Origin of the sequence: Microvirga soli, assembly GCF_016734765.1 — a bacterium.
Lineage (GTDB): Bacteria > Pseudomonadota > Alphaproteobacteria > Rhizobiales > Beijerinckiaceae > Microvirga > Microvirga soli.
In genome coordinates, this window is sequence record NZ_JAERQE010000066.1 from 1 (window position 1) to 19463 (window position 19463).

Below are 19463 nucleotides of genomic sequence, written 5' to 3' on the forward strand. Positions count from 1 at the left end.
CGGCTTCGCTCATGGAGCGCATGGAGCAGGAGGGCATCGTCGGTCCCGCAAACCACGCCGGGAAAAGAGAGATTCTGATGACCCACCTGGATATGGACGACTAATCCGGAGAGCATTGAACTCAAAAGAAAAGGCGGCTCGTGAGAGCCGCCTTTCTGGTTTCTAAGAATGTTGTCCGATCACTCGATAACCTGAACCACCGTCCGGGTCTGCGGATCGACCAGCACGGTCTGGTCGTTCACGACCGTATAGCTGTAGTTGTTGCGCAGGCCGACGGTCGGCGGGACAGAGTAGAGCCTGACGCGCGGCGGCAGAGGCTGGCCGACGACCACCTCCTCGGAGACGCGGATCGAGGGACGGCGCTCGGCGACCGCATAGCTGCGGACGCGGGTTGATTCCTCAGCGCTGAGAACACCGCCCACTGCAGCACCGGCGACACCGCCGACCACGGCGCCGACTGGACCGCCGACGATGGCACCTGTGACGGCGCCGCCCGCGGCGCCCGCGGTCGTACCACTCTGGCAAGCAGCTAGAGGAAGAGCGAGAAGAGTCAGAACTGCAGCCGAACTTAGGACATGATTGCGCATGACGGATTCCTTTCCGAGTAGCACCATGCGAACGCGGAAAAGCTTAGCTGGTTCCCTCTGGGAGTGCGGATAGATTCCGAGAGCGAAAGCTGTGTAGTCTTGGCATGCGTCCTTGCCGTTTCCGCTCATGGGTGCATCTGTCATGTCAGACGTGGCCGTAGATTAAGGAGGGCATCATGGCGGAACGCTCCAGAGTTGCGATTGTGACGGGCGCCGGAACCGGCGTAGGCAGAGCCATCTGCGAGGGGCTCGTGAAGGCCGGCTATATGGTCGTGATGGCAGGACGGCGCCGGGAGGCTCTTGAAGACGCCGCACGCGAAATCGGGGGTGATGACCGCTCCGTCCTCATACTGCCGGCCGACGTGACGGATCCTGCCTCTGTGGCAGCGCTCTTTGCGGCTACGAAGCAGGCGTTCGGCAGGCTCGATGTCCTGGTCAACAACGCCGGGATCGGTTCGCCGGCTGTACCCTTGGAGGAGATCCCCTTCGAGCAGTGGCAGACAGTGGTGGCCACCAACCTCACCGGGACGTTCCTCTGCACGCAGGAAGCCTTCCGGATCATGAAGGACCAGACTCCACGAGGCGGGCGGATCATCAATAACGGTTCAGTTTCGGCCTACGCCCCACGCCCGTTCTCGGCACCCTATACGGCGACCAAGCATGCCGTCCTCGGACTGACGAAATCGACATCCCTCGACGGGCGCGCCTATGACATCGCCTGCGGCCAGATCGACATCGGCAATGCGGCAACCGACATGACCGCGAGAATGACCGAAGGTGTCCTGCAGCCGAACGGCACCGTAGCGCCGGAGCCCAGGATCGATCCAAAGCACGTAGCCGATGCTGTCGTCTACATGGCTGGCCTGCCGTTGGATGCCAATGTTCTCACAATGACTGTCATGGCAACCAAGATGCCTTTCGTCGGGCGCGGGTGAGACACATTGCCGTGACCATGCCGGCTGCATCTGGGATGTAAGCTCGGCCGCCCCATTTCCTCCTGATGGTCGGCTTCCATTCATCTGGGCTCCGGCAGGGTTCGTTCCGTCAGCGAAGGCGCGGACTGCCTGTCCGAGCCGACGATCTTCTCATGGGGTGAATGATCCGATGATGGCGGCGGAATGAGCGCGATCCTCGTCAAGATTTTCGCAACGGCCCTGACCTTGAGCCAGGTTCTCGTCGATCCGGATACGGTCAAGACGAGCTTCGATCCTGTTCGGGATCAGGGAGAGGTGTCGCAGATCCTCAAGAGCGGCTGCACCCACATGCGCCGGGCCTTCGACATCGAGGATATCAATCTCGACGACCTCATCGCGACCGCCATGGACGATCCGCAGGCTGTCACAGGCGACCTGAAGGTCCTGCAGGGGTTGAGCTTCAACGATCTGCACGCGAGCTACCGTCAGTTCTGCAAGGGCGAGACGGTCGAGCCCGCACCGGTCGATCTCGGCGAGGTGATCTCCTATTACAATGCCGCCGTGGCCGGACTGCCCGATGCGGGAAAGCTCAAGGGCCTGAAGCTGCCGGGCGTCAGCGTGATTTTGGACGGAAACGGCAAGCGCTTTGCCGAAGTGTTCGAGCCTGACCACCGCCGTATTTGGGTCTCTTTGGCGGATATTCCGCAAAGCGTGCGGCAAGCCTTCGTTTCCGCGGAGGACAAGCGGTTTCATCAGCATCAAGGCATCGACGAGCGCGGTGTGATCCGTGCCTTCATGGGCAACATGGCCAATCCCGGCCGTCCTGCGGGCGGCTCGACCATCACGCAACAGGTGGCGAAGAACCTGCTCGTGGGCGACGACGTCACCTACGACCGCAAGATGCGCGAGATGATCGTGGCCTCGCGCATCGAGCGGGTGCTGAGCAAGGCGGAGATCCTCGAGATCTACCTCAACTCGATTTATCTCGGGCGTTCCTCCTGGGGCATCGAGATGGCGGCCCGCAGCTATTTCGGGAAAAGCGCCAAGGCGCTCTCGGTATCCGAGGGGGCACTTCTCGCGGGGCTCGCCAAAGGGCCGAACTACTACAATCCCGACACGAAACCCGAGCGCGCCCAAGAGCGGATGGCCTATGTGCTGAGCCGGATGCAGGAGGACGGTTTCCTGAAGCCCGAACAGGTGCAGCAGGCAGTGGCCTCCCTGCCGAGCCGGGTGGCCCATGAGCGCACCAGACGCACGACGGGTTTTCACTTCGTCGATCACGTCAGCCGCGATGCGCGCACGCTTGCAGGCATCGAGAGCCTCACCGCAGGCGGCTATACGGTGCGCACCACCGTCAATGCGGCCCTGCAACAGGAGACGGAGGCCGCACTTCAGGAAGGGCTCGCCCGCTATGAGCTGAGCATCGGGCGGCAACGCTATCAGGGGCCTGAGGCCAATATCGCCGAGGCTGTGAAGACCCTCGAAGGCAGCAAGGCTACTGAAGACAAAACCCCGACGTGGATACGTGCCCTGGAGGCTGTGCGCCTGCCGCTTTACGATGTTCGCTGGCCCGCGGCGGTGGTGATCGAAAAGGGCAGGGACCGGAAAACGGGCGCAAACGTCCTGCGCGTGGGGCTCGCGGATGGGCGCGTCCTGGCGCTGAACGCCTGGGAAGCGGCCCGACGAGAGCTCAAGCCCTACGATGTGGTGCGTGTTCAGCTCGTCGAGCAGAAAGGCAAAGGGATCGTTCGTGCCGATCTGAGAACGCCGCCCTTCGTGCAGGGCAGCGCGCTCGTCCTGGAGAACAAGACCGGTCGGATCCTCGCCATGACCGGCGGGTTCTCCTATCCCTTGAGCCAGCTCAACCGGGCCACGCAGGCGCACCGTCAGCCGGGTTCCGCCTTCAAGCCGCTCACCTATCTCGCTGCTCTGTCTAAGGGATTGCAGCCGAACACGCTCATCTGGGATGCCCCCGTGACGCTCCCGCCTGTAAGGAGTGAGGCGGGTACGAGAGCGGGCGATTCCTGGAGCCCTAAGAACTTCGATGGTGGGCGTTCGGGAATCATGACCCTGCGAAGGGCGCTTGAGAATTCCAAGAATCTTGTCACGGCGCGCCTGCTCGGCGGCGCCATTGAGACCTCGCCCGAGGAGAGCCTCAAGCGGGTCTGCGAACTCGCCATGGAGGCACAGCTCTATCTGGAATGCACGCCGCATTATCCTTTCGTGCTCGGCGCGCAGCCCGTGCGGATGCTCGACTTGGCAGCCTTCTATGCGGCGATCGCCAATGAAGGCGCCATGCCGGTTCCACATGCCATCGACGCGGTGGAGAAGGATGGACAGATCTTCTACGGTCGCAAAGCGCGCCCGCTGACACGCATGGGGTCGGCTGACGCCGCCGCCTTCTATCAGTTGAAGACGATGCTCCAGGGTGTGTTGGAGCGCGGCACGGCACGTTCCCTGAAGGCGCTGGCCCCCTATGCCGCCGGCAAGACGGGAACCTCCGACAACGAGAACGATGCCTGGTTCGTGGGCTTCACCAACGATGTTACGATTGCCGTGTGGGTTGGACATGACAATGCCGACGGCAAGCGCCGCACGCTCGGGCGCGGACAGACAGGTGGCAAGGTGGCGGCTCCCATCTTCCAGTCGATCCTCCAGGCGGCCTGGGAGCACCACGCCCCGAAGGCTCCGCTCAGCCCCCCATCGCCGCAAGCGGCCAAGCACTTGATCGCGATGCCGATAGACCTGAACACAGGCGACCGGCTGACGGACGGGCGAAAAGGCTTCATGGAGCATTTCCGCCTGAACTGGTTCGGTCGACTGGCCGAGACGCAGTTCCGCCTCGTGCCGCAGTCCGAAGTCTATGCGTTCCGCAATCCGGACCCGTGGAGCGACGGAGAGGACAGGGGAGGTCCCGATTACTACGAGGACGGACCTTATGCGCAGGGACCAGGCTGGCTTGAGGATCCGCGCCAGTCCGCTCCTCCCGCACGACGCCAGGTTCAGCCCGAGCGCAATTTCCGCTGGTGGTGGGAGGACGAGGCGCCCCGCAGACCCAGGCGCGTCGATCCGGATTATCTCTGGCGCAACGGACAGGTTTACTGATGGCACTGCAGGTTTTCGTCAGGCGGTCTATGATCGCCGCTACGGCTCTTTTTGCCTCTGTCGGAGGCGCCTGGGCAGAGGAGTTCCGGATCGAGGAGGTGCCGTCCGTGACGGCCATCGCTCCGGCGAAGTTGAAGCCGAAGACCATTGTGTTCAGCGATCAGCGGGACGACAAGCTGACCGATGCCGGGACAGGCCTGATCCGCTTTGCAGATTGGAGCCGCGAGCGGCCCGTGCAGAAGCAGTTTCTAAGCCTCTTCCCAAACTACATCGAGCCCACGATCAAGGTGTCGGTGCACGGCATCCAAAAAACCTACACCGAGAAGCTCCACATGTATGTGGTGGAGGCGCGGTTCCTGATCGGCAAGGCGCCAGGTTCGGTGGACCTCGCCCGCTTCGCGCGCCTCGACACGCTGGAAAAAATAGACCCGTCGATCAAGCACCGGCGCATCTCGGCCGAGCAGGCAGCGCCGCAGGTGGATCCGCAGAGTGCCCATAACCGCTACCCGAACCGGCGCTGGTGCGAGGCTCCGGCGAGCCTGTGCATCGAGTCCCGCTACCCGCTCGAGGGCAAGCTGCCGGTCGGGATCCGGCTGGCCAACAAGCTGGAGGAGGGCGGCAAGAAGATCTCGGAATTCATGGAGTTCCAGACCGAGATCCGCGTGCTGCCTCAGGAGGAGATCGATCGTGCCGGTCTCACCAAGCTGACGGCGTTAGAAGCGCCGGTCGCTGGCGTGCTCGAGCAGACGATCTTCAGCGTGAACCAGGTGATGCAGTTCGGAAAGCTCCTGGCCGTTCTTCAGGAGCATCCTGCCGATCCGAACCGGACAGTCGCGACGGTTTTCATGGCTCTGGCCGTCGAAACCGATGTGCTGGAGCGCAAGAAGGAGTTCGAGAACGTTCCCGTTCTGCGCAATCTCATTCCGGCTCAGGTGCTGATGGGGAAAAGCTCGTTCAATTCCGGCAGTTCCATCAGCGCCGGCCTTCCCGATTACGTCCGGAACCGGATCCGCGCGATTGCCGACCTAATCGAGCAATAATCAGTATTGTCGAGCTTCAGTCCAGAAAAAGCCCCGTCCACATCAGGCTGAACGGGGCTGTGAGTCTGCGGAGGCGACAAGGGGTTGCGGGGAATGGTGCCTCCGTATCAAACCAAGTATTCATCTTGTTCAATGTTCCTTGCCGTTCTCCACTTTCGAACCTTGGCGGGCATCAAATTTCCTTGATTGCGCCACGTTTGAGGCTCTGACTGGCTTTGCTGGCTCTCTCGGGCAGGTGTGTTGGAACGCCGCAGGAGCGTAACAACTCTGTCCCGTGGATGTTTGAGCCGGGTAGTCAGCGTTTCTTCCTCCCGAACTTGCCTTCCTCGGTTTTAGACCGGGGAAGGCTTTTTCTCGAGACGGGAAAGGACAAGGCGCTGTCCTTTCGTTCCGGGCCCTGCGCTGCTATTTCACCTCCAACAGGTCAGATCAGGATCGTCTCCACCAGTACAGGAGGCGTCCGAAGTACAGAGGTATCCCGTGGCTAGAGCCATTCATTCCATGATCCGGGTTCTCGACGAGCAGCGCTCCCTTGCGTTCTACGAAAAGGCCTTTGGCCTCACAGTAGCGGAGCGCCTGGCATTCGAAGGCTTCACGCTGCTCTATCTGAGCAATCCCAAGAGCGAGTTCGAACTCGAGCTGACGGTCAATCACGGCCGCACGGAGTTTTACCTTCTGGGCGACGGCTACGGGCACCTCGCGCTCTCCGTTGACGATCTCGAAGCTGAGCATGCCCGCTTCGAGGCACTTGGCCTCAGCCCGACCTCTCTGAAGGAGCTGAAGCTCGATGGCAGGGCTCTGGCCCGGTTCTTCTTCGTGCAGGATCCGGACGGGTACAAGATTGAGGTGCTGCAGCGCGGCGGCCGCTACAAGTAGCCTGGCGTCTGTCTTCACCTGTTGCGTTTCAAGAGATATCGCGTGGCTGTCCGTCCCATCATCCGCTTCCCCGATCCCCGTCTGCGTCAGAAGGCGGAACCGATCATCCGTATCGACGAGGAGGTCCGAGCGCTGGCAGCGGATCTGCTTGAGACCATGCATGCCGCGCCAGGCATCGGCATCACGGCTCCGCATGTCGGGGTAATGCAGCGGCTCGTGGTGATTCAGCTGGAAGGCGGTATCCAGCCTCACATCTCGGTCAATCCGGAAATCGTCTGGTCCTCCCCAGAGACGATCCGGCACGTGGAGGGAAGCATCTCCATGCCGGGCGTCAACGACGAGGTCGAGCGTCATGCCCGCGTGCGGGTGAGGTACAGGGGGCTAGATGACCGGGAGCACGAGGAGGAAGCGGAAGGCCTGATGGCGGTCTGCATCCAGCACGAAATCGATCAGCTCGATGGCATCTTCTGGATCGACCGGCTATCGAAGTTGAAGCGCGACCGCCTGATCAAGCGGTTCGACAAGCTGCAGCGCGTCAAGGCTTGAAGAAGCCGGGCGCTGGCAATGGAGTTCTGGGAACGTGGTTGAAGTCTATCGCATCGAATCCGTGGCCTCCGAGGAGGCGGGCGGCGGCATCATTCGGCGAATTCTCGTTCGCACCGATTCCGTCGAGAAGGCGAAAGAGCGGGCGTTGAAGGTGTTCTCTTTGGCGCGGCGGCCCCAATCCCGTGATCCCGAGATCGAGTCCGTCCGGCTGCTCGACGGAGCCGGCTACGAGATCTTCTCGATCAGCACCAGGGACTGACTCCCCAGCGCGGCGCCGTGTCTCCAGGGGCTGCCTCTTGGGGATAATCGAAACACCATTTGACAGCGTCCCCAATCGCCGGTACGAGCGCGCCTCCATCGCGAGAAACGCTCGACCAGGGCAAGCGATGGATAAGAGAAATGCGCGGGCGTAGCTCAGTCGGTTAGAGTGCCGGCCTGTCACGCCGGAGGTCGCGGGTTCGAGCCCCGTCGCCCGCGCCACTCTCCCTCAGGCTGCACAGGCAGACCGTCATTCCCTCCTTGCGATCACACGAGCCGCGCGGGACAAGCGCTTTCGGATCCTGTATGGTCCCGGAATGAGCAATGAAACTTCTGAAATCCGCGATCAGCTGTCCGACCAGTGGCAGAAGGTTGCCATCGACCTGATCCGCAAGGGGCTTCCCGCCGAGACCGTCTTCGAGACCCTCCTGACCGTGGGATTGGCGGGCCAGGTTGAGCTGCACGGCAAGCATTTCATGGCCGGAAAGCTCGTGGCTATCGCCGAGCAACTGTCTGAGCAGGTGCGGCGTGAGAAGGAGGCTCTCCAGGAAGCCTCGACGGCCACGAAGAACTAGGCTCTCGCTCCTCGGGCGGCCTTGAGCACAGCTTCTTCAAAATTCATCATAGACCTTTTTCCACTGCAACGTCTGGGGCAATCGCCGCGTTAGCTCGGCGAACCTTCGAAGTGGCCTTGGCTGCTTCCTAAGCCCAACAACCACAATGGGGTGGTGCCTCATGCAGCAGGCGCTCGACAGCAATACCCTGGATCGCTTGATCGCCCTGGGACGCCAGCAGGGGCAACTGACGACCCTGGATCTTGAGACCAATCTCCCGATCCAATCTATGAGCGCGGAAGACATCGCCCTGATTGTTGTGCATCTCGAAGAGGCCGGTGTTCCGGTCGAACTGGATGACAGCCTGATGGCTCCCGGCCCGAGACCGGTTCCGGCTCCAGCCAGAAGCGCCGAAATCATTCCGTTCCCGGACCGTGCGGCTGCTGCCCGAGTGAAGAAGCGGACGTCTCCCTTGCAGAAGGCATCCCCCGCTCAGGCCGCACCGGCCTTCGTTCAGCAGGAGAAGCGCGCTGCCCATTGGGCGGTGGCAGCAGCGGGCCTGCTCGTCCTCGCCCTGATGGTCGCGGCCCTGATCCTCTTCGGGATTTGAGCGGGTCTGAGCTCTAAAGTTCAGCCTCGGTCTGTCCGACGAGCGGGAGCGGCTTGACCGCTGGTCCGGTGAACTGCGTCACGCTCAGTTCCTGCTGATGACGTGCGGTGAAGCCCACATCCAGAAACGCCGTGCGTGGATCGAACAGGGCTTTGACCGCCGCCGTCTCGTCATATCCCAAGATCGGTTCAGGTCCGGGAACGCTGGCCGGAACCGGGAGGATAGCCGAAACCGCACCGGATACCTCATTGGGCAGGGCGGCACTGGCGAGCCTGATTTCCTTTGGGCGCGCCGGCGGGAGAGGGGCCGGTTGTGCGGGAACTGCGATACTCTCAGGATCGGCGGAGGCCAGTGTCACGACCGGGTTCTCCTGTGAGGTGCCCTGCGGCGCCGCCGGCTGAGCATCCTTGCGCCCGAACAGATTGGCGAGAACATTGCCGATGGATGGACCTGACCCGGCCGAAGCCTGGGTTGCCAAGGCGGCATTACGGGCCGGGATCTCGGCCCTTGCCACCTCATAGCCTGACAGCGGCTTGCCGTTCGAGGGCAGGTGCAGGGTTTTCCCGTCGGGGAACAGTTGCACCAGTTGCTGCTGCGTCATGCGCGGCCAAGCGCGCACGCTGCCCGTATCCACATGGACGAAGGCGGAGGAAGCGTAATAGCCCACGCCGCCATACTGCATCTTCATCGCGATGGCTCGCAGGCGGCCGGTGTCCACGTCCGGTAGGCGGATGTCCATAGCCTTGCCGAGCATGTGCTGGCTGTTCTCCGCCACGCCGCTAGAACGACGGCGCAAGGCGCCATTGGTTTCCGGAGAGCGGTAGGCGGAAATGATGTTGATGGGCTGGGAGGAGCCGGATTCCCGGTACACCTCCCAGAGGATATCGAACAGGCGCGAGTCCATCTGGGCGGGCTTGTCCACGCGCCAGTCGCGCAGGAACCAATTGAGCTGGCTCAAGGCGCCCTCGTCGATCTGGCCGTTCCGCCGGAAGGTGACGGTCAGGCTTTCGTTGGTGTGGGTATGGAAGAAGCTGAGCGTGCGTGTTTCACCGAACGCGGCTGCCCCTTGCATCGGCCCCAGGGAAAAAGTCAGGAGAGCGAAAGCCGCACCGGAGAGGCCGAGGATGGCACGAAGAGCCTTTCCTCCGCACGATAAACGGCCGCGCTTCGGTAAAGAGACTGTCTTGCATCCGCCAGCCGACCGCCTGGATCGGGCGAAAATTCCCGCCATGGTTTGTAAGTTCCCGCGTCCCCAAGCGACGTGTGATCGTTAACCATGGCAAAAATAGGCACAAGGGGTGCCTATTTGCTTAATGTCAGGAGCGGGCGGCGGTCTGATCGCGCTTTCCACGCCCAGGTGATGCGTTCAGAACAACCACCTTCGTGCCTGTCGGCGTGTGGTTGTAGAGGTCGATCGCGTCCTGGTTGATCATGCGGATGCAGCCGGACGAGACGTTGGTGCCGATGGTCCATGGCTCAAAGGTGCCGTGAATGCGGTACAGCGTGTCCTTGTTGCCCTGCCAGAGGTAGAGGGCGCGGGCACCCAGCGGGTTTCCCGGACCTCCGGGCATGCCGGCGCCGCCGGGTAGGTCGCCCATCTGGTCCATGAGGTCAGGCTCACGGGCAAACATTTCCTTCGGCGGGTACCAGTCCGGCCATTCCTGCTTGGTCTTGATGGTGGCGGCACCCGACCAGCCAAAGCCCGAACGACCAACGCCGACACCGTAGCGCACGGCCATGCCGTCACGCATGACGAGATAGAGATATCGACTCTTGGGATCGACCACGATGGTTCCCGGAGCCTCCGTGGTGTCGTACTGGACCACGCGACGGAGATAGGCCGGATTGATCCGCGAAAGCTCGATGCCCGGGACAGGATAGAGATCGTCGTCGATAGGGCCATACATGCGCTGGTAGGCGGACATGTCGCGCAGCGACTGTGCGAAGGCGCGACCGGACGGAAGAGTGGCTCCTGCGGCAGCGGCGGACGCTCCGAGCAGGAAGGTTCGGCGGCTCAGGTCCATTGTGCTCTCCCCGATGTTTTGTAACTCGACAATAAGAAGACGCGGGACCATGCGTGCCGGTTTCATGCTAGCTGCTATGCTTTACCGATGGGGCGAACCTTAACCGTTCACGTTTGAGCGAGTGCAGGGGCGAGGCGATATGACGATTGAAAATCTCTCGTGGTCATGGCTGGCCGGCAGCGCCGTGCTCGGCATTCTGCTGGTGCTCGTCCTCTTCCTGACCCGGAAGCCGCGCTACCGCCGCGCGACGATCATGACGGAGAATGAGAGGGAGTTCTACGGGCGCCTTCTCGCTGCCTGCCCTGACTGTCAGATCTGGCCGCAGGTTCCTATTCTGGCGCTCGTCCGCCCGGACGCAAAGGAGGGCAGCCGCGCCTTCTGGCTGGCGTTCAAGAGAATCTCGAACACCCGCGTCGACTGGGTCATCGTCGAGGACATGGAGGTGGTGGCGATTGTCGAGCTGGACGATCGTTCCCACGATGCCCGGAAGGACGCGCAGCGCGACAGGATCCTGAAATCCTGCGGCTACCGTGTCGTCCGCTTCAATTCCAGCCGCAGGCCCGATCCACGCCAGATTCAACAGGCCGTCTTTGCTGCGGAATAAGGTCAGGCGGAGATCGCTCCCCGGTCTGCCGTTCCGAAGCTTTTATAGAGTTCGTCCCGCAGAGCATCGGGCTCGGACAGATAGCGCGCCGAATGATGGAATGGCGTGACGTGCCGGACACCGGCCTCACGAGCGAGGGCCCCGGCCTCCCATGCGGTGAGGTGGTGCGAGGCCACGGCGAGGGAGCGGTCGCATTCCAGAAACACCGCTTCGATGAAGAGCTGATCCGCCCTTTGAGTGAGCTGAAGGATCTTGGGCCGGTTGTCCCCATGAGGAGCGGCATCGGTCACATAGGCGACCACCTGTCCTGGAGCCACCCGCAAGGCACGGTGCTTGAGATCTCCGAGGCGGATTGAGCCGCTTGGTAAGTCGATGGCATGGTCATCCGGCAACCCGAGACGCACCCCCCGTTTCGCTTCGTTCAGCCACGGACCCGGAGCGAGATCCATCTCTGTGAGTACAGCCCGCCAGACATTCACCTGCAGCACCTCCCGCAGGGCGAAGGCGAGGGACGGGATGCCGTGGTCGAGGGCAACGGCTTCGATCCTGAACTCATCTTCCATCCAGGCGATGCCGTCCGGAAAAACCGGCGGCGCGACATCGCGGCGGGCGAACGCCTCACGGGCGTGGCACTCGGCAGCCCGGGTCAGACGGTAGCCGTCGTAATCCATCGCGCGAAGGCAGAAATCGACGGAACTCTCGTCGAGCAGGTTCCATGTGAAGCTTCGGATCCGATGCTCGATCTGCTCCGCGAAGCCCGGCGGGCCAATGAGTGTCAGCGGCGAGGGGCGGTGCAGGCACAGGCGGAACAGCCGGTCGAAGCCTGCGATATGGTCTACATGCGTATGCGATACGAAGACGTGGCTCACCCGGAGCAATTCGCGGGACGAGAGAGGGCTGACATCTCCCAGGTCGAACAGGATGGCGCGGCGGCCATAGCGGAAGTCGAGGTAGAGGCCCGGGTCGCTGAAGGAGTCGTTCACGAGCCGGGGTTGAACAAGCCAACTCATCCCCGGCCAACGGTCCGCGATCCGGAGTGTTCCAGTTGCCTCATGCTTCGCGATCCCCGGTGTAGCGTGCGTAGGTCCGCTGCCCGGACGGTGCGAACAGGACAACCTCGTAGGTTTCGGGTTCCGTCCCTTCAACCTCCATGCCGGGTGATCCGACAGGCATGCCGGGAACGGCCAGACCGTTGCCATCCGGCTTCTCGGCCAACAGGCGCTTGATCGCGGCTGGCGGAACATGTCCCTCGATCACGTAGCCGCCGATCTCAGCCGTATGGCATGATGCCAGGGCCTGGGGCACGCCGAGACGGGTTTTCAGGCGGTTGACCTCAGCGGATTCGACCACCTCGACGTCGAAACCGGCCGCCCTGACGTGCTCGACCCACCCGGTGCAGCAGCCGCAGTTCGGGTCCTTGGTCACCACCATCTTCGGCAGGGTTCCAGCCGCCAGAGGGCTGCGCGCCGTCATGATCAAGCCGGACGCAGCAAAGCCTGCAAGGAGCATCCGTCGGCTGATTGGCAGGTTCGAACCCATGGAAGTCTCCTCCTGTGCGTCGGCCCGAAGAATCCGGACCGACGATGCTTGAGCCCTGCCGGATCAGCAGGGCTGTCGAGGTATCAGGCGCTTAGCCCTCATCCTCCTCGTCAGGGTCGGTCACGTCGACCAGGAACATGATGTAGGGGCCTTCCTCCTCCTCCTCATCGTCCTCCTCGTCCTCATCGAAATCGGCTCCCTCGAACTCGGCCTTTTCCTCTTCCGTGGCCGGTCTGACGTTCAGGCTGGCAAAGCCGTCCCAAAGAGGAGCGCCCTCACTCTCGAGCACCTTGAGGTCGTCCTTGAACTCCTCGCTCATGAGGAGTTCGCGGGCTTCTTCCTCATTGGCATTGGTGATGGCAACAGGCTTGTCGCTGATCATAAGCGTGAACATCGTTCTTCCTTTCCATTCGCCCGCAGGGGATATCCACTAACGCTTCATCCGCCTGTTCGTGGCAGCACCCTGATACAGGGGATGGGGAGAAAAGCCATCGCCGGTCACCTCTGGTCTGGGCGTAACTACTGAACGCCCTTGCTTTTGAGCCAAGCCTGCATCTCGGCGATCTCGCGTTCCTGCTCGCGGATAACGTCCTGAGCCCATTTGCGGATCTGCTCGTCCTTCGCATGCTGAAGAGCCACCTTCGCCATGTCGATTGCGCCCTGGTGATGGGGAATCATACCACGCACGAAGTCGATGTCGGCGTTACCGCTGAAGGCGATGTCCATGTTCTTGTGCATCGTTTCGTTCGCCTGCCTGTAGCCCTGGGTCGCGGGCGTATCCGGCGTCTTTGCCATCTGGGCTGGAGTGGAATGGCCGGAATGCCCGCCATGGGCGCCCTGGGCGATTGCAAGGGTTGGCAGGGTCGAAATGGCTGCGGCAAGTGCGAAAATATGATGCTTCATGATGGTTCTCCTTAAGGTTGATCGGCGATGCGGGATCAGTGTCCGTGAACGGAATGCACGACGGCATGGCCCCGTCCGCGGGAAATCAGCCAGCGGTTGAGCGGGAAGGCGAATGCGCCGGCGATAAGCAGGGACAGGGCAAGGCTTCCCCAGAAGAGCGGGCTGGTGAGGCCGGCATCCATCGCGCCCGGAATGGCCACCATGATCAGGTTATCCACGATCTCCATGATGGTGATGGAAGCCGTATCCGCCGCGAGGGCGAGGCCTAGCGCCGTGCCGAAGGGCAGACCGCTCCGAAGCAGGGGCAGCATGGTCAGAGCGTATCCGAACAGAAAAGCGAGGGCGACCGCGAGCACGATGGTCGCGCCGGTGCCCCAACCGAAGGCTGTGCCGATGATGAGGCCTAACACCTCGCCGATGGCGCAGCCTGTGAGGCAGTGGATTGTGGCGCTCAGAGCCGTACGGTTCAAATCGTTCTTGGACGACGTGCCATGGTGATGGTGAGAATGAGCATCGGCAGGCATAATTGCCTCCTCATGCAGCAGGATGGGCGGGTATCTGAGCCGGGTAGCCGCCGCTGCTCAGGGCGTTGAGAAGCGAAGCCTCGCTTTGCCTGGAGACCACCTTGACGATACGTGCCTCCAGATCGGCCTCAACCTGTGCTTGAGGGTCGAGGGCCTGGATCGCCCGGGTGACGGCGTGAAGGCAGCCGCCGCAATTCATGCCGGGAATGTGGAAGATATGCATGGCCGGGATCCTTTCATCTCAGGGTCCCAGAATCTGTAGGCGTTCCCACGATGGTAAGGTCAAGCGGGCTGGCTCGGTTTGTCCGAGAATAATCCTGAATGAGCATAAAGGATTGGTCCGAAACGGCTTATCTTGAGCGTATAGCTCTGCTATCGCGGTTTTGTTCACGAGTGATACGGAGTAGCCGACGCTGGTCGGAGGAGATTGATGCGGATAGTCACCCATAGCGGCACGTTCCATGCCGACGACGTCTTCGCCTATTCCGTGCTGCGCGATGCCTTCGAGGCATTTGAGTTCGCCCGAACCCGCGATACGGCGCTGATCGAATCTGCCGGCATCGTCTTCGACGTAGGCGGGATCTATGAACCTGCCCAGGGCCGGTACGACCACCACATGCGGGACTTGCCCCGACGGGAGGACGGAACGCCCTACAGTTCGGTCGGCCTGATCTGGCGGGATTTCGGGCGAAAGGCCCTGCCACGGCTCGTGCCGGGAATCGGCGAGGATGTGCTGGAATCCGTCTGGCAGGACATCGACGCGACCTTCATCTTCGCCATCGACCAAGCCGATAACGGGGTTGCCACGGCGAGCCAGAGCCATCTCGCGATGCTGGTGGAGGCCTTCAATCCGACCTGGGACAGCGGCCAATCCTATGACGACGCGTTTCTTGAGGCCGCCGGTTTCGCCAGGGGGATCCTGGCCCGGGCCTGCCGGCAGGCCCATGCCGAGGCCAAGGCTCTCTCGCTTGTGATGGCTGCTGCCAGACGGGCGCGTGATACCCGCGTGATCGTTCTCGACCGCAAGCTGCCCTGGGAGAAGGCGGTTTTCGAGGGAGGCCTCAACGATCTCCTCTTCGTCATCTACCCGAACGAGGATCTGACGGCCTGGTACTGCCGCACCATTCCGCCCGAGCCGCACTCCTTCGGTCAGCGCCTCGCCCTGCCTGAGGCCTGGCGTGGACTGCAGGAGACGGATTTCTCGCAAGCCGCCGGAATCGAGGACGGCGTGTTCTGCCATCCTGGCGGCTTTATCTGCGGAGCGCGCTCTCAGGAATCGGCGGTGCAGCTCGCAGAAAAGGCCATCGCTGCCGGGCACTAGCCGGAACCTCGCAACAGAAGCTTAAGCCATGAAGCAGGTCCCCATCGTCTCCCATACTGCCTATGTGGCCTCGCTCCCCGATGATCATCGGTTCCCGATGCTGAAATATGGGCGACTGGCCGAACTGCTGGCCGAGAAGGGCCTTGCCCCCAACGGCTTCGTGGTGCCGGGCGAAGCGTCCGCGGATTTGATCGCGCTGGCTCATACGCGCGCTTACGTGGATCAGGTCTTCGCCTGTTCCGTCCCCCGCGAGATTGAGCGGCGCATCGGTCTTCCGGTCAGTGAAAGTGTCGTTCGGCGCGCCCGTGCCTCCGCTGCCGGCACGCTCCTTGCAGCGCGGCTTGCGCTCCAGCATGGCTTGGCTGGAAGCACGGCCGGCGGCTCCCATCATGGGCAGAGGGAAACCGGCGCTGGCTTCTGTGTCTTCAACGATGTCGCCATCGCAGCCAAGGCGCTGAGGGCCGACCGCACGATCCAGCGGGCGCTCGTCGTCGATCTCGACGTGCACCAGGGCGACGGTACGGCGGACTGCCTGCGCGACGAGCCGGATCTCTTCACCTTCTCCATGCATGCGGAAAAGAACTATCCCGTGCGCAAGATCCCGAGCGATCTCGATATCGACCTGCCGGACCACATGGAGGACGATGCCTATCTGGAGGTTCTTCGATCCCATCTGCCGCGCCTTCTCGACGCGATCGAGCCGGAGCTGGTCTTTCTGAATGCAGGTGTCGATCCGCACCGCGACGACAAGCTGGGACGGCTCGATCTCACCGACGAAGGTCTGCGCCGCCGGGACGCTTATGTGATCGAGCAGGCCCGCAGCCGCGGCATCCCCATGGTGACCGTCATCGGCGGCGGCTACTCCACGGATATCGACGCCCTGGCCAAGCGCCACGCCATCGCATTCGAAGCCATGGCCGCCTGGAGCGAGGCGAACGGCTGATCCCTACACTCTGGATCGCGCGAGTGATGCGGCCAGCCGGGCGGCGAGCGCGGCGTTATTCTTGACCAATGCGATGTTGGTAGCGAGGCTTCGTCCGCCGGTCTTCTCGAAAAGGGTGGATAGCAGGAACGGCGTCACGGCCTTTCCGGAAACGCCGCGCGTCTTCGCTTCCAAGATGGCGGCATTGATGTATCCGCTCATTTCGTCTGCCGGAATCTCGTCAGCGCTCGGAACGGGATTGGCCACGAGAACACCGCCGGCGAGGCCAAGTGCTTCCTTGGTGCGGATCAGGTCTGCAATGGCCTCAGGGCTGTCAAGGCGCAGGGGAACGGGCAACTCGCTCGTGCGGCTCCAGAAAGCAGGGAAACGGTCCGTCCCGTAGCCGACCACAGGGACGCCCCGCGTCTCGAGATATTCGAGGGTTCGCGGGAGGTCGAGGATGGCTTTCGCGCCGGCACAGATCACCGCTACCGGCGTACGGGCGAGTTCGTCGAGATCGGCCGAGATATCCATGCTCGTCTCGACGCCTTGATGGACACCGCCGATGCCGCCCGTGGCAAAGACCCGGATGCCGGCGAGATGGGCGCAGATCATGGTGGCGGCAACGGTCGTGGCACCGTGGCGCCGGGAAGCGACCGCGTAGGGCAGGTCGGCTCGGCTCAGCTTCATCACGTCCTTGGCTGTTCCGAGCCAGTCGAGTTCTGTATCCGACAGCCCGACCTTGATGCGCCCCTCGATGATCGCAATCGTCGCCGGCACGGCTCCGTTCTCGCGCACCACTGCCTCCACCTCACGGGCCGTGGCGACGTTCTGCGGATGAGGCATGCCATGGGTGATGATGGTGGATTCGAGCGCGACCACGGCCTCGCCTGCCGCGAGAGCCGATTGCACGTTGGGAGCGATGTCGAGAAAACGGCCGGCGATGTCGTGGTTCATGAGGGCTCCCGTTCGAAGGTTGCGACGGCTCTAAGGGACAATGTGGTTTCCAGCAAGGCGAAGGACAGGTCGGGTCGAACGCTCGCCGTGCTCTCCACGGCCAGCGCCGCGGCTGCCGCGCCAAGGCGGGCAGCTCCCCTGAAGGAGTGGCCCTGCAGGAGCGCCACGAGAGTGGCGGCGATCAGGGCGTCCCCCGCACCTGTTGCATCGACGATCTTTGCGCCGACAGCCCCAATCCGATGAACACCTGAGCCATCCGCCACGACGAGGCCGCTTTCACCGAGAGTGAGGACAACCCGTTCGGCCCCGCAGGCACGAAGGCGCGTCGCAGCCTCGTCCGGCGACGTCTCGGTCTGGCCAAGAAAGGTGCGAGCCTCGTCCAGGTTCAGGAACAGCAATCCGAGGCCGTGAAGGTCTCGTGGCAGGCGCACAACCTTCGGGGTCGAGACGGCGTCTATCGCAAGCGTGAGCGAGCGACGCCGCGCGATGTCGATGAGAGCATGCAAGGTCTCGGACGGCAGGTTGCAATCGGCAAAGAGCCAGCTCGTCTGTGAATCGAGATTAATCTTGCCCAGCAGGGCAGGGGTCAGTTCGTTCAAGATCGCCATGTTGGCGAGGCCGAGGGCCAGTTCACCATCCGGCTGCAGGACGGCCACGTATTCCGCCGTGGCATGCACGTCTGAGAGCGCCATGAACCGTGTGTCGATACCGAGGCTTTGGAGATCTTCGAGCAATGCGCGTCCGTTCTCGTCCTTGCCGAGGATCGAGGCCAACGAGACGCTCACACCGAGCCGGGCGATGTTCTCCGCGACATTGCGGGCTACTCCGCCGAAGGAAAGCTCGGAATGAACGGGATTCGACGTTCCAGGTCGGATCGCGTCCAACGCCCGGTACTTCCGGTCGACGGCCGCACCACCGATGCATGTAATGCTGATCCCAGGCTTCATGCGTCAGACGTGCTCCTTGAACACTTGCGAAATGGGTATGCCGAATTACCGGTCCTGCTGCAATGGGAGCCAAACTGGGAGCAGGCTATGCGCGCAATGGTCTGGACAGTGCCGAGTGAGACAAGGGCTTTATGCCTTTCGTGTTTTGAACCCGAGCGTCGGCAGTCGGTTAATCGGTCTGGATCAAGCGATAGAAAGGGCTGCGGTATGGACCGGAGTGACGACAACTCGATTTCTCGACAGGATACGATGGGCGGTGCGGCTGTCGCCAAGGACGACCCGACCACGAAATATCCTAAGCCGCCGTTCCGCTCCCAATCCCAACCCTGGCCGGGCCTTGCCCATCAGATGGAGCCACGCCCGGACCATGGTGAGACGAGCTACAAGGGTTCCGGACGGCTTCTCGGCCGCAAGGCACTGATTACCGGGGGCGATTCCGGTATGGGGCGTGCGGCTGCCATCGCCTATGCCCGTGAAGGGGCCGATGTGGCGATCAGCTACTACCCCGACGAAGAGCTTGATGCGCGGGAAGTGATCGAACTCATTGAGAAGGAGGGCCGCGTCGCCGTGGCTCTGCCAGGCGATATCCGGGACGAGGCTCTCTGCAACCGCATCGTGGCCGAGGCGGTGCAGCGCCTGGGCGGTCTCGATATTCTGGTCAACAACGCTGCGCGTCAGCAACAACGTCAGGCGCTTCTGGACATCACGTCAGAGGATTTCGACGCGACGATGAAGACGAACATCTATGCCATGTTCTGGATCACCAAGGCTGCGCTGCCTCACCTCAGCCCAGGTTCCACGATCATCCAGACCACCTCCGAGCAGGCTTATGACCCATCCGCCAATCTGGTCGATTACGCCATGACCAAGGCGGGCATGATGAACTTCACCAAATCGCTCGCGAAGCAACTCGGCCCCAAGGGTATTCGCGTCAATGGTGTTGCGCCCGGACCAATCTGGACGCCGCTGCAGGTAAGCGGCGGCGCAACCCAGGAGAAGCTGCAGCAATTCGGCGGCGACACGCCCATGGGCCGTCCCGGTCAGCCGGTGGAACTCGCCTCGATCTATGTGCAGCTTGCCGCATCCGATGCCAGCTATGCGACAGGGCAGATCTACGGCGCCGCTGGTGGAGGCGGGCAACCCTAGACCAGCTCACCTAAAGCGCTTTTGGTCTCAGTGTAGGGCATAGCCGGCATGCCTGATCCAGCCTTTGGCATCTTTTGCCGTGATGG

At 62.4% G+C, this 19463-nt stretch carries 24 protein-coding genes and 1 tRNA gene; 14 read left to right on the forward strand and 11 right to left on the reverse strand.

All coding sequences use genetic code 11. The annotated features are described in order from the left end of the window. Positions 1-104 (forward strand): DNA translocase FtsK (locus JKL45_RS30955; protein WP_199051118.1); only part of this gene is annotated, 104 nt, incomplete at its 5' end. Positions 105-179: 75 nt separating this feature from the next. Here JKL45_RS30955 and JKL45_RS26520 read toward each other — a convergent pair. Beyond that, the gene (locus JKL45_RS26520) at positions 180-587 is read right to left on the reverse strand and encodes a DUF1236 domain-containing protein (protein ID WP_201864803.1); all 408 of its coding nucleotides are present in this window, start codon (positions 585-587) and stop codon (positions 180-182) included. 176 nt (positions 588-763) lie between these two features. On the opposite strand from JKL45_RS26520, the gene JKL45_RS26525 reads away from it, so the two are divergent. The 9 genes from JKL45_RS26525 to JKL45_RS26565 all read left to right on the forward strand — a co-directional run bounded on the left by JKL45_RS26525 (position 764) and on the right by JKL45_RS26565 (position 8490). Then, positions 764-1522 (forward strand): SDR family oxidoreductase, encoded by a 759-nt coding sequence (locus JKL45_RS26525; protein ID WP_201864804.1) that lies wholly within the window; start codon positions 764-766, stop codon positions 1520-1522. Positions 1523-1705: 183 nt separating this feature from the next. Beyond that, positions 1706-4606, forward strand: a complete 2901-nt coding sequence (locus tag JKL45_RS26530) for a penicillin-binding protein 1A (protein ID WP_201864805.1) — start codon at positions 1706-1708, stop codon at positions 4604-4606. Continuing rightward, entirely contained in the window at positions 4606-5646 is a 1041-nt protein-coding gene (locus tag JKL45_RS26535) for a hypothetical protein (protein WP_246499001.1), read from the forward strand. The genes JKL45_RS26530 and JKL45_RS26535 overlap by 1 nt, the downstream gene beginning before the upstream one ends. A 480-nt stretch (positions 5647-6126) precedes the next feature. Beyond that, positions 6127-6522, forward strand: coding sequence for a VOC family protein (locus JKL45_RS26540; protein WP_201864806.1), 396 nt, complete (start codon positions 6127-6129; stop codon positions 6520-6522). A 42-nt stretch (positions 6523-6564) separates the two neighbouring features. Beyond that, positions 6565-7068, forward strand: coding sequence for a peptide deformylase (locus JKL45_RS26545; protein WP_201864807.1), 504 nt, complete (start codon positions 6565-6567; stop codon positions 7066-7068). A 34-nt stretch (positions 7069-7102) separates the two neighbouring features. Beyond that, positions 7103-7327 carry a hypothetical protein gene (locus JKL45_RS26550; protein ID WP_210345898.1) on the forward strand — a complete coding sequence of 75 codons (225 nt, stop codon included), beginning with the start codon at positions 7103-7105 and terminating at the stop codon, positions 7325-7327. A gap of 144 nt (positions 7328-7471) precedes the next feature. Continuing rightward, positions 7472-7548, forward strand: a tRNA-Asp gene (locus JKL45_RS26555). A 95-nt stretch (positions 7549-7643) separates the two neighbouring features. Beyond that, positions 7644-7901 carry a hypothetical protein gene (locus JKL45_RS26560; RefSeq protein WP_201864808.1) on the forward strand — a complete coding sequence of 86 codons (258 nt, stop codon included), beginning with the start codon at positions 7644-7646 and terminating at the stop codon, positions 7899-7901. Positions 7902-8061: 160 nt separating this feature from the next. Then, on the forward strand, positions 8062-8490 hold the full coding sequence (locus JKL45_RS26565) for an RNA polymerase sigma factor region1.1 domain-containing protein (protein ID WP_201864809.1): 429 nt from the start codon (positions 8062-8064) through the stop codon (positions 8488-8490). A gap of 13 nt (positions 8491-8503) precedes the next feature. On the opposite strand, the gene JKL45_RS26570 is transcribed toward JKL45_RS26565, so the two are convergent. Both JKL45_RS26570 and JKL45_RS26575 read right to left on the reverse strand, forming a co-directional pair. Beyond that, positions 8504-9562, reverse strand: coding sequence for a peptidoglycan L,D-endopeptidase MepK (locus JKL45_RS26570; RefSeq protein ID WP_246499004.1), 1059 nt, complete (start codon positions 9560-9562; stop codon positions 8504-8506). A 244-nt stretch (positions 9563-9806) separates the two neighbouring features. Beyond that, positions 9807-10514 carry a L,D-transpeptidase gene (locus JKL45_RS26575; RefSeq protein ID WP_201864811.1) on the reverse strand — a complete coding sequence of 236 codons (708 nt, stop codon included), beginning with the start codon at positions 10512-10514 and terminating at the stop codon, positions 9807-9809. A gap of 139 nt (positions 10515-10653) precedes the next feature. Here JKL45_RS26575 and JKL45_RS26580 point away from each other — a divergent pair, with 139 nt between their 5' ends. Further along, positions 10654-11118 (forward strand): DUF2726 domain-containing protein, encoded by a 465-nt coding sequence (locus tag JKL45_RS26580; RefSeq protein ID WP_201864812.1) that lies wholly within the window; start codon positions 10654-10656, stop codon positions 11116-11118. Between the two features lie 2 nt (positions 11119-11120). Here the strand turns inward: JKL45_RS26580 and JKL45_RS26585 are convergent, their stop codons facing one another. From JKL45_RS26585 to JKL45_RS26610, 6 genes are all read right to left on the reverse strand, one after another. Next, positions 11121-12128 (reverse strand): ribonuclease Z, encoded by a 1008-nt coding sequence (locus JKL45_RS26585; protein WP_201864813.1) that lies wholly within the window; start codon positions 12126-12128, stop codon positions 11121-11123. Between the two features lie 40 nt (positions 12129-12168). Next, a complete protein-coding gene (locus JKL45_RS26590) occupies positions 12169-12657 on the reverse strand; it encodes a DUF411 domain-containing protein (RefSeq protein ID WP_201864814.1) in 489 nt (162 codons plus the stop codon). Positions 12658-12748: 91 nt separating this feature from the next. Continuing rightward, positions 12749-13051 carry a hypothetical protein gene (locus JKL45_RS26595; protein WP_201864815.1) on the reverse strand — a complete coding sequence of 101 codons (303 nt, stop codon included), beginning with the start codon at positions 13049-13051 and terminating at the stop codon, positions 12749-12751. 125 nt (positions 13052-13176) lie between these two features. Next, positions 13177-13560 carry a CopM family metallochaperone gene (gene copM / locus JKL45_RS26600; protein ID WP_201864816.1) on the reverse strand — a complete coding sequence of 128 codons (384 nt, stop codon included), beginning with the start codon at positions 13558-13560 and terminating at the stop codon, positions 13177-13179. Between the two features lie 35 nt (positions 13561-13595). Beyond that, complete coding sequence (locus tag JKL45_RS26605) at positions 13596-14084, reverse strand: DUF4396 domain-containing protein (protein WP_201864817.1); 489 nt, start codon at positions 14082-14084, stop codon at positions 13596-13598. Between the two features lie 10 nt (positions 14085-14094). Next, complete coding sequence (locus JKL45_RS26610) at positions 14095-14307, reverse strand: heavy-metal-associated domain-containing protein (protein WP_201864818.1); 213 nt, start codon at positions 14305-14307, stop codon at positions 14095-14097. A 207-nt stretch (positions 14308-14514) separates the two neighbouring features. Here JKL45_RS26610 and JKL45_RS26615 point away from each other — a divergent pair, with 207 nt between their 5' ends. Both JKL45_RS26615 and JKL45_RS26620 read left to right on the forward strand, forming a co-directional pair. After that, a complete protein-coding gene (locus JKL45_RS26615; RefSeq protein ID WP_201864819.1) occupies positions 14515-15405 on the forward strand; it encodes an MYG1 family protein in 891 nt (296 codons plus the stop codon). 28 nt (positions 15406-15433) lie between these two features. Continuing rightward, the gene (locus JKL45_RS26620) at positions 15434-16348 is read left to right on the forward strand and encodes a histone deacetylase family protein (protein ID WP_201864820.1); all 915 of its coding nucleotides are present in this window, start codon (positions 15434-15436) and stop codon (positions 16346-16348) included. Positions 16349-16351: 3 nt separating this feature from the next. Here the strand turns inward: JKL45_RS26620 and JKL45_RS26625 are convergent, their stop codons facing one another. Then, positions 16352-17284 (reverse strand): pseudouridine-5'-phosphate glycosidase, encoded by a 933-nt coding sequence (locus tag JKL45_RS26625; RefSeq protein ID WP_201864821.1) that lies wholly within the window; start codon positions 17282-17284, stop codon positions 16352-16354. Next, positions 17281-18231, reverse strand: a complete 951-nt coding sequence (locus tag JKL45_RS26630; RefSeq protein WP_201864822.1) for a carbohydrate kinase family protein — start codon at positions 18229-18231, stop codon at positions 17281-17283. The genes JKL45_RS26625 and JKL45_RS26630 overlap by 4 nt, the downstream gene beginning before the upstream one ends. A gap of 249 nt (positions 18232-18480) precedes the next feature. Between JKL45_RS26630 and JKL45_RS26635 the strand changes: the two genes are divergently transcribed. Next, positions 18481-19377, forward strand: coding sequence for an SDR family oxidoreductase (locus JKL45_RS26635; protein WP_246499006.1), 897 nt, complete (start codon positions 18481-18483; stop codon positions 19375-19377). Positions 19378-19463 lie beyond the last annotated feature (86 nt).

Coding starts and splice junctions, on each gene's coding strand:
- JKL45_RS26520 (WP_201864803.1), bottom strand. CDS start 587: ATGCGCAATCATGTCCTAAGTTCGGCTGCAGTTCTGACTCTTCTCGCT.
- JKL45_RS26525 (WP_201864804.1), top strand. CDS start 764: ATGGCGGAACGCTCCAGAGTTGCGATTGTGACGGGCGCCGGAACCGGC.
- JKL45_RS26530 (WP_201864805.1), top strand. CDS start 1,706: ATGAGCGCGATCCTCGTCAAGATTTTCGCAACGGCCCTGACCTTGAGC.
- JKL45_RS26535 (WP_246499001.1), top strand. CDS start 4,606: ATGGCACTGCAGGTTTTCGTCAGGCGGTCTATGATCGCCGCTACGGCT.
- JKL45_RS26560 (WP_201864808.1), top strand. CDS start 7,644: ATGAGCAATGAAACTTCTGAAATCCGCGATCAGCTGTCCGACCAGTGG.
- JKL45_RS26565 (WP_201864809.1), top strand. CDS start 8,062: ATGCAGCAGGCGCTCGACAGCAATACCCTGGATCGCTTGATCGCCCTG.
- JKL45_RS26570 (WP_246499004.1), bottom strand. CDS start 9,562: ATGCAAGGGGCAGCCGCGTTCGGTGAAACACGCACGCTCAGCTTCTTC.
- JKL45_RS26575 (WP_201864811.1), bottom strand. CDS start 10,514: ATGGACCTGAGCCGCCGAACCTTCCTGCTCGGAGCGTCCGCCGCTGCC.
- JKL45_RS26580 (WP_201864812.1), top strand. CDS start 10,654: ATGACGATTGAAAATCTCTCGTGGTCATGGCTGGCCGGCAGCGCCGTG.
- JKL45_RS26585 (WP_201864813.1), bottom strand. CDS start 12,128: ATGAGTTGGCTTGTTCAACCCCGGCTCGTGAACGACTCCTTCAGCGAC.
- JKL45_RS26590 (WP_201864814.1), bottom strand. CDS start 12,657: ATGGGTTCGAACCTGCCAATCAGCCGACGGATGCTCCTTGCAGGCTTT.
- JKL45_RS26595 (WP_201864815.1), bottom strand. CDS start 13,051: ATGTTCACGCTTATGATCAGCGACAAGCCTGTTGCCATCACCAATGCC.
- copM (WP_201864816.1), bottom strand. CDS start 13,560: ATGAAGCATCATATTTTCGCACTTGCCGCAGCCATTTCGACCCTGCCA.
- JKL45_RS26605 (WP_201864817.1), bottom strand. CDS start 14,084: ATGCCTGCCGATGCTCATTCTCACCATCACCATGGCACGTCGTCCAAG.
- JKL45_RS26610 (WP_201864818.1), bottom strand. CDS start 14,307: ATGCATATCTTCCACATTCCCGGCATGAATTGCGGCGGCTGCCTTCAC.
- JKL45_RS26615 (WP_201864819.1), top strand. CDS start 14,515: ATGCGGATAGTCACCCATAGCGGCACGTTCCATGCCGACGACGTCTTC.
- JKL45_RS26620 (WP_201864820.1), top strand. CDS start 15,434: ATGAAGCAGGTCCCCATCGTCTCCCATACTGCCTATGTGGCCTCGCTC.
- JKL45_RS26625 (WP_201864821.1), bottom strand. CDS start 17,284: ATGAACCACGACATCGCCGGCCGTTTTCTCGACATCGCTCCCAACGTG.
- JKL45_RS26630 (WP_201864822.1), bottom strand. CDS start 18,231: ATGAAGCCTGGGATCAGCATTACATGCATCGGTGGTGCGGCCGTCGAC.
- JKL45_RS26635 (WP_246499006.1), top strand. CDS start 18,481: ATGGGCGGTGCGGCTGTCGCCAAGGACGACCCGACCACGAAATATCCT.